Source organism: Pseudomonas sp. IPO3774 (genome assembly GCF_013386835.1).
Taxonomy (GTDB): Bacteria; Pseudomonadota; Gammaproteobacteria; order Pseudomonadales; family Pseudomonadaceae; genus Aquipseudomonas.
Genome location: NZ_JACAQY010000034.1, coordinates 153310 through 165673 on the forward strand (window position 1 = coordinate 153310; position 12364 = coordinate 165673).

Below are 12364 nucleotides of genomic sequence, written 5' to 3' on the forward strand. Positions count from 1 at the left end.
ACAAATCAAATGTGGGAGCGGGCTTGCTCGCGAATGCGCAGTGTCAGTCAGCGAATAAGTCGACTGATACACCGCTTTCGCGAGCAAGCCCGCTCCCACATTGGGTTAACGGGCAGTCTTAGTAACCCGGGTTAGCCTTCAGCTGCGCCGCGGCGGCCTTGGCCAGGTCCGGCGGCAGGAAGTCCTTGTCCGGGTTGTAGTCGGCCTTCAGGTAACGCGCCAGATCCTGCAAGTCCCCCGGGTTCAACGTGCCCGCCGCCTGCTTCAAGCGCAGGTTGTCGAGGATGTAGTCGTAGCGGCTGTTGTTGTAGTTGCGCACCGAGGTGTACAGCTGGCGCTGGGCGTCCAGCACATCGACGATATTGCGCGTGCCCACCTGGTAACCGATTTCCGTGGCTTCCACCGCGCTTTGGTTGGAGATGATCGACTGGCGGCGCGCCTGTACCTGCTCCACATCGGTGTTCACCGCGCGGTGCAGGTTGCGGGTGTTTTCCACCACCTGGCGACGCAGGCCCTCGCGTTGCTGCTCGGTCTGGCCCAGGCGGGAATAGGATTCGCGCACTTGCGAGCTGGTCAGGCCGCCGCTGTATAGCGGGATGCTCAACTGCAAGCCTACGGTGCGTTGCGACACGTCACCGTGATACGGCTGGCCAAAGGCGCTCGGGTTGCTGAAGCCCAGGGCGTCGTTGTCACCTTTTTCATATTGCGCCACGGCATCCAGCGTCGGCGCGTGGCCGGCCTTGCGTTGCTTGAGGGTTTCTTCGGCGGCGGTGACGGCATAGTTGCTGGCCAGCAGGTTCAGGTTCTGGCGGCCGGCGGTTTCGACCCAGGCCTTGGCGTCGTTCGGCGCCGGCGGCAGCACCGGCAGCGTGTGGACGATGCCCTGGATCGAGTTGTACTGGCGGTTGGTCAGGGTGATCAGCGCTTCGAAGGCGTCGTCCACCTGGCGCTGGGCCAGGATACGATTGGCCCGTGCGGTGTCGTAGCTGGCCTGGGATTGCAGCACGTCGGTCTTGTCCGACAGGCCGACGTCAAAGCGTTCGTTGGACTGGTCCAGTTGGCGCTTGAACGCGGCTTCTTCGGCCTTGGTGGACGCCAGGTTGTCCTGGGCCCGCAGCACGGCGAAGTAGTTTTCGGCGCTTTGCAGGATCAGGTTCTGTTCGGTGGCCGAGAGTTGCAGCGCGGCCTGCTCGTTGACGGCTTCAGCGGCTTGCAGCTGGAACCAGCGATCAGCGCGGAACAGCGGCTGGCTCAAGGTCGCGCGCCAGGAATGGGCGTCGCGGTTGACCGTGGCGGCGGGCTGGTCCAGCTGGGTGCGCACATTGTTGATGTCGGCACCGGCCGACAGGTTCGGCAGCAACCCGGCGCGGGCCTGGGGCACCACTTCTTTCTGCGCGCCGTATTGGGCGCGGGCGGCGGCCAGGTCGGCGTTGTTGTCCACCGCTTCCTGGTAGACGCTGACCAAGTCGGTTTTGGTCGTCAGGGGCGCTTCAGCTGCCCAGACCAGTCCGTTGGTCGCACAAGACACGGCGAGAGCCAGTGAAAGTTTGCGCAGCATGAGGCGATCCCTAGATTAAATATTACGGCGATAATTTGGTGCCCAAGGCTAAGGCGGCCCATTCCTGGCGTCAAGACCTCAGGCAGTCACCGAGTGTAGTGGCGCTATCACGGCACAACAATCCTGTAATTACGCCATTCATCACGATGAATGCACCGCCATTGGCAATTTGCCTGCTCCATGGTCTAGACTGGCCGCGTTCTTGTCGGGGTGCCTTGTTGGAAGGCTGAGATCGGTAAATACCGGATCCCGTTGAACCTGATCAGGTTAGCGCCTGCGTAGGGAACAAGATTTCTCGTCACCCGGCGAGTCCTCTTGTGCTTCGTCCGGGATGTTGTTCGACAATCGAACAGCCCGTGCGCCAAGCACAGCACTGTCACAGTGCGTCCATCCGTCACAGGTTCACTCCGACAAAAATCCACCGCCTGGATAGTTGGAGAGCCCGTGATGAGCATCGAATTAAAAAGCCAAAAATCAAAAAACACCGTGCACTTGAGTGAATCGGCCAAGGTCGACTCCGGTTCCGTGCAGCCGTTTACCCGCTCGCAAAAAATCTACGTCCAGGGCACCCGTCCGGATATCCGCGTGCCGATGCGTGAAGTCAGTCTCGACGTGACCCCCACCGACTTCGGCGGCGAAATCAATGCGCCCGTAGTGGTCTACGACACCTCAGGCCCCTACACCGACCCGAACGTGATCATCGACGTGCGCAAAGGCCTGGGCGATGTGCGCTCGCCGTGGATCGAATCCCGCGGCGACACTGAGCGCCTGTCGGGCTTGAGCTCGCACTTCGGCCAACAGCGCCTGAGCGATGCCGAGCTGACCGCGCTGCGTTTTGCCCACGTGAAAAACCCGCGCCGTGCCAAGGCCGGGGCCAACGTCACCCAGATGCACTACGCCCGCAAAGGCATCATCACCGCCGAGATGGAATACGTCGCCATCCGCGAAAACATGAAGCTGGAAGAGGCCCGCGCCGCCGGCCTGCTGGACCAGCAACACGCCGGCCACAGCTTCGGCGCCAGCGTGCCGAAAATCATCACCCCGGAATTTGTCCGCGAAGAAATCGCCCGTGGCCGCGCGATCATCCCGGCCAACATCAACCACACCGAACTGGAACCGATGATCATCGGCCGTAACTTCCTGGTGAAGATCAACGGCAACATCGGCAACAGCGCCCTGGGTTCGTCCATCGAAGAAGAAGTGGCGAAACTGACGTGGGGCATTCGCTGGGGGTCGGACACGGTGATGGACCTGTCCACCGGCAAGCACATCCATGAAACCCGCGAGTGGATCATCCGCAACTCGCCGGTGCCGATCGGTACCGTGCCAATCTACCAGGCCCTGGAAAAAGTCGGCGGCGCCGCTGAAGACCTGACCTGGGAGCTGTTCCGCGACACCCTGATCGAACAGGCCGAGCAGGGCGTCGACTACTTCACCATCCACGCCGGCGTATTGCTGCGCTATGTACCGCTGACCGCCAAGCGCGTCACCGGAATCGTGTCCCGTGGTGGTTCGATCATGGCCAAGTGGTGCCTGGCGCACCACAAAGAGAACTTCACCTACACCCATTTCGACGAAATCTGCGAAATCATGAAGGCCTACGACGTCAGCTTCTCCCTGGGAGACGGCCTGCGCCCGGGCTCGATTGCCGACGCCAACGACGCCGCACAATTCGGCGAGCTGGAAACCCTCGGCGAGTTGACCAAGATTGCCTGGAAGCACGACGTGCAAACCATGATCGAAGGCCCGGGCCACGTGCCGATGCAGTTGATCAAGGAGAACATGGACAAGCAGCTGGAGTGCTGCGACGAAGCGCCGTTCTACACCCTCGGTCCGCTGACCACCGACATCGCCCCGGGTTATGACCACATCACCTCGGGCATCGGGGCGGCGATGATCGGCTGGTTCGGTTGCGCGATGCTCTGCTACGTCACGCCGAAGGAGCATTTGGGCCTGCCGAACAAGGACGATGTGAAGACCGGGATCATCACCTACAAGATCGCGGCCCATGCGGCGGACTTGGCCAAGGGGCATCCGGGGGCGCAGATTCGTGACAACGCGTTGAGCAAGGCGCGCTTTGAATTCCGTTGGGAGGACCAGTTCAACCTGGGCCTGGACCCGGACACGGCGCGTTCTTACCACGATGAAACCTTGCCGAAGGACTCGGCCAAGGTCGCGCATTTCTGCTCGATGTGCGGGCCGAAATTCTGCTCGATGAAGATCACCCAGGAAGTGCGTGAGTACGCGGCCAACCAGCGCATTGAAGCGGTGGATGTGGACGTGGCCAAGGGACTGGCGGAGCAGGCGGAGCGGTTCAAGCAGGAAGGTAGCCAGCTGTACAAAAAGGTCTGAACCCGATGATCGTTCCCACGCTCCGCGTGGGAATGCATCCCGTGACGCTCCGCGTCACAAAAGCGGACGCAGAGCGTCCAAAGCGGCATTCCCACGCAGAGCGTGGGAACGATCATGTCCCTCTGAGATAGCACCCTTGAGCATTCAACCCAGCACCTATTCCCCAGACATCGCAGTCCCCTTGGACAAACGCGTCTTCGGCGCCCGCGATCTCTTTTCCCTGTGGTTCTCCCTGGGCATCGGCCTGATGGTCCTGCAAACCGGTGCACTGTTGGCGCCGGGCCTGGGCCTCTCCGGTTCCTTACTGGCAATTTTCCTCGGCACTTTGGTCGGCGTGCTGTTGCTGGCCGCCGTCGGCGTGATCGGCAGCGATACCGGCCTGTCATCCATGGCCGCCCTGAAACTCAGCCTCGGCACCAAGGGCGCAAGCCTGCCGGCGCTGCTGAACCTGCTGCAGCTGATCGGCTGGGGCTCATTCGAAATCATCGTGATGCGCGACGCCGCCAGCCTGTTGGGCGCCCGCGCGTTCAGCGAAGGCAGCCTGCTGACCAGCCCATTGTTCTGGACCCTGGTATTCGGCGCCCTCGCGACCTTGCTTGCCGTCAGCGGTCCGCTGACCTTCGTGCGGCAGATCCTGCGCAAGTGGGGCATCTGGCTGCTGCTGGCCGCCTGCCTGTGGCTGACCTGGAACCTGTTCGCCAAAGCCGACCTGGCCGCTCTCTGGGCCCAGGCTGGTGACGGTTCGATGCCGTTTGCCGTTGGCTTCGATATCGCGATTGCCATGCCGCTGTCCTGGCTGCCACTGATTGCCGACTACTCACGTTTCGGCAAACGCGCGAAAAACGTGTTCGGCGGCACGGCACTGGGTTTCTTCATCGGCAACTTCTGGCTGATGAGCCTTGGCGTGGCCTACACCCTGGCGTTTGCGCCGAGCGGTGAAGTGAATGCGTTGCTGCTGGCATTGGCCGGAGCCGGCCTGGGGATTCCGCTGCTGCTGATCCTGTTGGATGAATCAGAAAACGCGTTCGCCGATATTCACTCGGCGGCGGTGTCCAGCGGGATTCTGTTGCGCTTGAAAGTCGAGCACCTGGCATTGGCCATTGGCGTTATCTGCACGCTGATCGCCTGCTTTGCACCGTTGGCGCAGTACCAGAACTTCCTGCTGCTGATCGGCTCGGTGTTCGCGCCGCTGTTCGGCGTGGTGCTGGTGGATCACTTCATCCTGCGCCGTCGTGGCCATGGTGTTGCCGCCAACCTGCGCTGGCCGGCACTGCTGGCGTGGCTTGGAGGGATCAGCACCTATCACCTGTTGGCGAATCTGTACCCGGATGTCGGCGCGACCCTGCCGGCGCTGGTGCTGGCAGGGCTGTTGCACTTTATCCTGGGCCGGGCCTTCAGTGGCGTGCGGGCACCAGCTCAGGCTTGATCACGCCGGTGAGGCGCGCATAGGGGATGGTCATTTCGATCAGCCCCAATGCGTACGGCGCGATGGTGGTCACGTTGTACTTGAGCACCACGCCATTGCTGGTCAGCGCCACATTCGGGGTTTTCTGGAACGGCCAGTTCTTCACGAACTCCGGGTCACGGTCCATCTGCGAGTTGATCAGCCAGTTGTTGTGGGCGACTTTCGCGGTCTTCCAGAATGCATCTTCCTGGCCCGGCAACAGCATGTCGGTCAGGCTCAGCTCTTTGTGCAGCAGGCGTGAATAGTTGATGAAGCCGCGGCCCGGCTCGCCGTGGGCGGTGCCGGTGTCCAGGTAGCTGGACACTTCGATGATCACCAGTCCGTCATGCTGCTCACGTACCTTGGCCTGCAAGTACATGCTGTTGCGGTCCGGGGACTCACGCAAGAACTTGTCGCGGTAGGCGTTCAGGGTGGCGGGCATGGCCTGGCCAGGTGAAGTGCGGGCCATCTGCAGCAGGCGCTGTTCGATGATCTGGTCCAACTGCGGCTCGGACGGGAAGTGCACGGTGTCGATGTTTACCAGCGGGCAATCCGGACTGCTGCAGCCGGGTTTGATCTGCTCGGAGGCGTCGGCGGTGGTGTCCAGCGGCTTCAGGTAGCTCGGCTGGAACAGGCTCTGGCAAGCACCCAGGGTCAAGGCGATACAGGCCACGGAGGCGATTTTTAAAAGCGACATGTGTGTCCTTCATAAATCGAGGAAAGGTGAAAATGTGGAGCTTCGACTCCCGACAAGGCAGTCAGTTCGCCACTAAGCTGATTAGAGTGAGTTTGACGCCCGCCGTCTATCCCGGCAACCGGAAAGGGGCTGCATCAAGGGGCACGAGCGCGTTAGGATGGCGCGATGTCGAGGCCGCCTCGACACCGCAAGGCAATAAACGAGGGTTGATATGACGGACACAGCGAAATCGACGCCGAGCAAGGTGGAGATTGTTCAGCGCGACAATGCCTACAAGGGCTTCTACAAACTGGATCGGCTGAAACTGCGGCACGAGAAGTTTGATGGCGGCATGAGCCGTGAACTCAATCGCGAAGTCTTTGTGCGTCATGACGCCGTGTGTGTACTGCCCTACGACCCGCAGCGCGATGAAGTGGTGCTGATCGAGCAGTTTCGCGTCGGCGCCATGGGGCGTACCGACAACCCGTGGCTGATCGAAATGGTCGCTGGCCTGATCGACAAGGATGAGCAACCGGAGGAGGTTGCACACCGCGAAGCCGAGGAGGAAGCTGGCCTTACATTCTCCGCACTCTGGCCGATCACCAAGTACTTTCCGTCGCCGGGTGGCAGCACCGAATTTGTCCACTTGTTCCTGGGCCGTTGCGAGAGCGCCGGGGCCGGTGGCGTCCATGGACTGGAAGAGGAAGCCGAAGATATCCGCGTCACTGTCTGGGCCTTTGAAGACGCCCTGCAGGCGGTACGTGACGGTAAAATTTCCAACGCAGCGAGCATTATTGCCCTGCAATGGCTTGCGCTTAATCGCGCGGAAGTGAGGGGGTTATGGCAGTAAAGGCACGGGAGCGATATCGGGTTGACCTGATCGGGCTGCAAGCAGCCTGCGAGGCCAACTATGCACGGCTGATGCGGCTGCTGCCGGACATGCGCCACACCCCCGAGGCGCGGCGCATTGCCGTGACCCACGGCGACCAGATGCTCGGCGTGCTGACCCTGGAAGTGATCGTGAACTGCCCGTACACCACCACTTTGCGGGTGCGTCAGGAGCACAGCCTGCCGTGGCTGCCGGTGCCGCAGCTGGAAGTGCAGGTGTACCACGACGCACGCATGGCCGAAGTGATCAGCGCCGAACATGCACGACGCTTTCGCAGCATCTATCCTTACCCCAACGTGTTCATGCACCAACCCGATGAGAAAGCACAGCTCAATGTGTTCCTCGGTGAATGGTTGAGTCACTGCCTGGCCCTGGGCCACGAGTTCGAAGTCGTTCGATAGATGTGAACTGCGTCCGCTTCACGGGTTTCCTCTTTGTGTCCTGCCCCAGCATAATCGCCTCAAATGTCCATTCCTGTGATCACGCCCTGGGAGAACGCCTTGCCGAGCGTATCCGCCATGAACCCTGACGCTTCGGCGTTGCTGGTGCAGTTGTCCGACAGTCACCTGTTTGCCGAGGCGGACGGCGGCCTGCTGGGCATGAATACCCGCGAGAGCCTGCAACGGGTGATCGACACGGTGTTGGTGCAGCAGCCGCAGATTGATCTGGTGCTGGCCACCGGGGATTTGTCCCAGGACGGTACGCTGGAGTCGTATCAGGCGTTTCGTGACATGACGCGGCAGATTCAGGCGCCGGCGCGCTGGATCCCGGGGAATCACGATGAGCCGCAGGTGATGCTGCAAGCGGCGATCAACAGTGCGTTGCTGGAACCGGTGGTGGATGTGGGCAACTGGCGCATTACCCTGCTGGACTCGGCGGTGCCGGGTTCGGTGCCGGGGTATTTGCAGGATCAGCAGCTGCAATTGCTGGCGCAGTCGTTGAGTGAGGCGCCGGCTCGGCATCATTTGGTGTGTTTTCACCATCATCCGGTGTCGATTGGGTGCGCTTGGATGGAGCCCATCGGTTTGCGCAATCCTGAGGCGTTGTTTGCGGTGCTGGATCGGTTTCCGCAGGTGCGGGCGGTGCTTTGGGGGCATGTGCATCAGGAAATTGACCGGGAGCGCAATGGGGTGCGTTTGTTGGCTTCGCCTTCTACCTGCATTCAGTTCGCTCCCGGGAGTGAGGATTTCAGCGTGAGTGAGCAGGCACCCGGGTATCGCTGGCTGCGGTTGCATGCCGACGGGCGGTTGGAAACCGGTGTGGAGCGGGTGCAGGGCTTCGCGTTTCAGGTGGATTACGGTAGCAACGGCTACTGAGATTTCCCTGTAAACTGCGCCTCTTTGGCAGACCCACAGAGGACCCGGAATGTCCGCATCGATCTTGTATATCCACGGTTTCAACAGCGCACCAGCCTCCAACAAGGCGAGCCAGTTGATCACCGTGATGGACAGCCTCGGTCTGGCCGACCAACTGCGCGTGCCGGCCCTGCATCACCACCCCCGCCAGGCGATCCCCCAGTTGGAGGCGGCTATCCGTGACCTCGGAAGGCCACTGCTGGTAGGCAGCTCACTCGGCGGCTACTATGCAACCCATCTTGCCGAACGCCATGGCCTCAACGCCTTGCTGGTCAACCCGGCAGTCAGCCCTCATCGGATGTTCGACGGTTACCTGGGCACCCAGAAGAACCTCTACACCGATGAGACCTGGGAGCTGACCCACGACCACGTCGCGGCCCTGGCCGAGCTGGAAGTGCCGGCGCCCCAGGACGCCCAGCGTTATCAGGTGTGGTTGCAGACCGGCGATGAAACACTGGATTATCGCCTCGCCCAGCAGTATTACCGGGCCTGTGCCTTGCGCATCCAGGCCGGTGGCGATCACGGTTACCAGGGCTTTGCCCAACAGTTACCGGCGCTGTTGAGTTTTGCCGGCATAGGCTCCGATCAGTACCAATCCTTCGATTTCACCGCATTGTGAAACCGCAGGTTACTTTTTAATCGAACGACTCACGACGAGACCCCATGGCCACTCCCAGCGCTAGCTCTTATAACGCCGACGCCATCGAAGTCCTCTCGGGCCTCGACCCGGTGCGCAAACGCCCCGGCATGTACACCGACACCAGTCGGCCGAACCACCTTGCCCAGGAAGTCATCGACAACAGCGTCGACGAAGCCTTGGCCGGGCACGCCAAGTCGGTACAAGTCATCCTTCACGCCGACCATTCCCTGGAAGTGTCCGACGACGGTCGTGGCATGCCGGTGGACATTCACCCGGAAGAGGGTGTGTCGGGCGTCGAGCTGATCCTCACCAAGCTGCACGCCGGCGGCAAGTTCTCCAACAAGAACTACCAGTTCTCCGGTGGCTTGCACGGTGTGGGTATTTCCGTGGTCAACGCCCTGTCGAACCACGTACGGGTCAAGGTCAAGCGCGACGGCAACGAGTATCAGATGACTTTCGCCGATGGCTACAAGGCCACCGACCTGGAAGTGATCGGCACCGTCGGCAAGCGCAACACCGGCACCAGCGTGTACTTCGCGCCGGACCCGAAATACTTCGATTCACCGAAATTCTCCATCAGCCGCCTCAAGCATGTGCTCAAGGCCAAGGCTGTTCTGTGCCCGGGCCTGCTGGTCAGCTTTGAAGACAAAGGCACCGGCGAAAAGGTCGAGTGGCATTACGAAGACGGCCTGCGGTCCTACCTGGAAGACTCCGTCAGCGAATTCGAGCGCCTGCCGAACGAGCCGTTCTGCGGCAGCCTGGCGGGTAATAAAGAAGCCGTGGACTGGGCCTTGTTGTGGCTGCCGGAAGGTGGCGACAGCGTCCAGGAAAGCTACGTCAACCTGATCCCGACGGCCCAGGGCGGTACCCACGTCAACGGTTTGCGCCAGGGCCTGCTGGATGCCATGCGCGAATTCTGCGAATACCGCAGCCTGCTGCCGCGCGGCGTGAAGCTGGCGCCGGAAGACGTCTGGGAGCGGATCGCGTTCGTCCTGTCGATGAAAATGCAGGAGCCGCAATTCTCCGGCCAGACCAAGGAGCGCCTGTCGTCCCGTGAGGCAGCGGCGTTTGTCTCCGGGGTGGTCAAGGATGCCTTCAGCCTGTGGCTCAACGAACACCCTGAATTGGGCCTGGCCCTGGCGGAGCTGGCGATCAACAACGCCGGCCGTCGCCTGAAGGCCAGCAAGAAAGTCGAACGCAAGCGCATTACCCAGGGGCCGGCACTGCCTGGCAAGCTGGCGGACTGCGCCGGGCAAGACCCGATGCGCTCCGAGCTGTTCCTGGTGGAAGGTGATTCTGCCGGCGGTTCCGCCAAGCAAGCGCGGGACAAGGAATTCCAGGCGATCCTGCCCCTGCGGGGCAAGATTCTCAACACCTGGGAAGTCGATGGCAGTGAAGTGCTGGCCAGCCAGGAAGTGCACAACATTGCCGTGGCCATCGGTGTCGACCCGGGCGCGGCGGACATGAGTCAGCTGCGCTACGGCAAGATCTGCATCCTCGCCGACGCCGACTCCGACGGTTTGCACATTGCGACCTTGCTCTGTGCACTGTTCGTCCAGCATTTCCGCCCGTTGGTGGATGCCGGTCACGTCTATGTCGCCATGCCGCCTTTGTACCGCATCGACTTGGGCAAGGAGATTTTCTACGCCCTGGACGAAGCCGAGCGCGATGGCATCCTCGATCGCCTGGTGGCCGAGAAGAAACGCGGCAAGCCGCAGGTCACCCGATTCAAGGGCCTGGGTGAGATGAACCCGCCGCAGCTGCGGGAAACCACCATGGACCCGAACACTCGGCGCCTGGTGCAGTTGACCCTGGAAGATTTCGCCGCCACCTCGGAAATGATGGACATGTTGCTGGCGAAGAAACGCGCGCCGGATCGCAAGAACTGGCTGGAGTCCAAGGGCAACCTGGCCGAGGTTCTGGGCTGATGCGCAGCGGTTTCGCCCTGGCGATACTGTTGTTGAGCGGGTTGGCGGCCACCTCGGTGGTCGCAGCGCCTGCGGCTGAGCTGAAGCTGTTGTCGGAACACCCGGTGGAAGGCATGCGCGGCGGTAACCTGTCGGGCCTGGCCATGTGCGGCAAGGAGTTGTGGACGGTGTCCGACCGCGACGACGATCAGATCTACCGTCTCGATATCAGTGCCGATACCTGGCAGGCCGAAACGGTGAAGATCGACGTACCGCCGGTGCCGGAGTCCGGCTTGCCCTTTGGCTTGCGCTCGCGCACCAAGGCGGCGTCGTTGATTCGCGGTGGTGACCTGGATTTTGAAGGCATCAGCTGCGATGCGGCGGGCAACCGTTACATCGTCAGCGAAGCCCATGCGGCGGTGCTGCAAGTGCCGGTGAGCGGTGCGCCGGAGTGGTTGAAGATCGCCCCGGGCATGGTGCGTGAGGCTCGGGCCAGTGGCATGCTGCTGCACTTCAATGCGTTGTTTGAAGGCATCGTGGTGAACCCGGAAGGCAATCAAATCTGGCTTGCGGCCGAACGCGAGCGGCGCGGGCTGATTTCCATCAAGCGCCCGCAAACTCTCTGGGATTGTGACGGCCCTTGTGTATTGCTGAGCGAGGCCGGCCAGGAGATGCAGCCGGCGCAGTTTCCGGGCGCCAAGGCGGTGTCCAAGGACTTTGCCGACCTGGCGCTGTTCAATGGCAAGCTGTTTACCCTGGAGCGCAATGCGTTTCAGGTGTGTCGCCGGGATGCGGTCACGGCCCAGGTGGAGTTGTGCTGGTCGTTTGCCGATGAAGCGCTGACGCCGAATCGGCGTTATGCCCAGGCCTATGGATTGGCCGAAGCCTTGGTGGTGGACGCTGACGGTGCCTGGATCGGCATCGACAACAACTTCGGTGCCCGCGCCGATGGCGAAAAGCGGCCGGTGGTCTATCGTTTCGCCGCCCCTGCGGGTGGCTGGAGCGCCAAGCCATGAGTGCGCAACCACCCGGCAAGCGCGCCGGGCGTGTGTTGATGTTCGTCGCGTGGGGCGCCGGCCTGTTTTTGGCGACACGATTTTTTGGGCAGTGGGAAGCGCGACAGGAAAACCCCAATGCCGTGGTGACCTCGGAGCAGCACGAGGGTTATATCGAAGTAAAACTGCTGGGCAACGGCCAAGGGCATTTTGTCGCCACTGGCCAGATCAACGGCAAGCCGGTGCAGTTCATGCTCGACACCGGGGCCACCGACGTGGCGGTTCCGGCTGAATTGGCCGACCGTCTCGGGCTTGAACGCGGCATGCCGGTTGGCGTGAGTACGGCCAACGGGCGAACCCAGGGCTTTCGGACCGAGTTGGGCCGTCTGCAACTGGGCGATATCGTCCTTCGGGACGTGCGCGCCATCGTGGTACCGGGTTTGGGCGATGAACAGGTATTGCTGGGCATGAGTGCATTGAAACAACTTGAATTTACCCAGCGCAGCGGCACTTTGCTGCTGCGCCAGACCAAACAATGATGAGGCCCG

11 protein-coding genes and 1 riboswitch are annotated in these 12364 nt (G+C 61.7%); of the genes, 9 read left to right on the plus strand and 2 right to left on the minus strand.

Annotation, left to right across the window (positions count from 1 at the left end; translation table 11 throughout):
* Nucleotides 1-118: 118 nt before the first annotated feature.
* Nucleotides 119-1558 carry a TolC family outer membrane protein gene (locus HYE77_RS18835; protein ID WP_102604279.1) on the minus strand — a complete coding sequence of 480 codons (1440 nt, stop codon included), beginning with the start codon at nucleotides 1556-1558 and terminating at the stop codon, nucleotides 119-121.
* Between the two features lie 196 nt (nucleotides 1559-1754).
* Nucleotides 1755-1860: riboswitch (TPP riboswitch) on the plus strand.
* A gap of 145 nt (nucleotides 1861-2005) precedes the next feature.
* Between HYE77_RS18835 and thiC the strand changes: the two genes are divergently transcribed.
* Nucleotides 2006-3910 (plus strand): phosphomethylpyrimidine synthase ThiC, encoded by a 1905-nt coding sequence (gene thiC / locus HYE77_RS18840; RefSeq protein WP_008439122.1) that lies wholly within the window; start codon nucleotides 2006-2008, stop codon nucleotides 3908-3910.
* 136 nt (nucleotides 3911-4046) lie between these two features.
* Nucleotides 4047-5336 (plus strand): putative hydroxymethylpyrimidine transporter CytX, encoded by a 1290-nt coding sequence (gene cytX, locus HYE77_RS18845; RefSeq protein ID WP_087692489.1) that lies wholly within the window; start codon nucleotides 4047-4049, stop codon nucleotides 5334-5336.
* On the opposite strand, the gene HYE77_RS18850 is transcribed toward cytX, so the two are convergent.
* Nucleotides 5305-6051, minus strand: a complete 747-nt coding sequence (locus HYE77_RS18850) for an RsiV family protein (RefSeq protein ID WP_003209503.1) — start codon at nucleotides 6049-6051, stop codon at nucleotides 5305-5307. The two genes, cytX and HYE77_RS18850, sit on opposite strands and share 32 nt — an antisense overlap.
* Nucleotides 6052-6262: 211 nt before the next feature.
* Here HYE77_RS18850 and HYE77_RS18855 point away from each other — a divergent pair, with 211 nt between their 5' ends.
* The 7 genes from HYE77_RS18855 (at nucleotide 6263) to HYE77_RS18885 (ending at nucleotide 12355) form a co-directional block, all read left to right on the plus strand.
* Nucleotides 6263-6880: an NUDIX domain-containing protein gene (locus tag HYE77_RS18855; protein ID WP_003209505.1), complete on the plus strand. Its 618-nt coding sequence runs from the start codon at nucleotides 6263-6265 to the stop codon at nucleotides 6878-6880.
* The gene (locus tag HYE77_RS18860) at nucleotides 6871-7320 is read left to right on the plus strand and encodes a DUF1249 domain-containing protein (protein WP_003209507.1); all 450 of its coding nucleotides are present in this window, start codon (nucleotides 6871-6873) and stop codon (nucleotides 7318-7320) included. Before HYE77_RS18855 ends, HYE77_RS18860 begins: the two co-directional genes overlap by 10 nt.
* A gap of 99 nt (nucleotides 7321-7419) precedes the next feature.
* On the plus strand, nucleotides 7420-8235 hold the full coding sequence (gene cpdA, locus HYE77_RS18865; RefSeq protein WP_177069161.1) for a 3',5'-cyclic-AMP phosphodiesterase: 816 nt from the start codon (nucleotides 7420-7422) through the stop codon (nucleotides 8233-8235).
* Between the two features lie 49 nt (nucleotides 8236-8284).
* Complete coding sequence (locus HYE77_RS18870) at nucleotides 8285-8893, plus strand: YqiA/YcfP family alpha/beta fold hydrolase (protein ID WP_003209516.1); 609 nt, start codon at nucleotides 8285-8287, stop codon at nucleotides 8891-8893.
* Between the two features lie 44 nt (nucleotides 8894-8937).
* Nucleotides 8938-10842, plus strand: a complete 1905-nt coding sequence (gene parE, locus HYE77_RS18875) for a DNA topoisomerase IV subunit B (RefSeq protein WP_003209518.1) — start codon at nucleotides 8938-8940, stop codon at nucleotides 10840-10842.
* Complete coding sequence (locus HYE77_RS18880; protein WP_177069122.1) at nucleotides 10842-11837, plus strand: esterase-like activity of phytase family protein; 996 nt, start codon at nucleotides 10842-10844, stop codon at nucleotides 11835-11837. The genes parE and HYE77_RS18880 overlap by 1 nt, the downstream gene beginning before the upstream one ends.
* A complete protein-coding gene (locus HYE77_RS18885; protein WP_008439113.1) occupies nucleotides 11834-12355 on the plus strand; it encodes a TIGR02281 family clan AA aspartic protease in 522 nt (173 codons plus the stop codon). The genes HYE77_RS18880 and HYE77_RS18885 overlap by 4 nt, the downstream gene beginning before the upstream one ends.
* The last annotated feature ends 9 nt before the right edge of the window (nucleotides 12356-12364 follow it).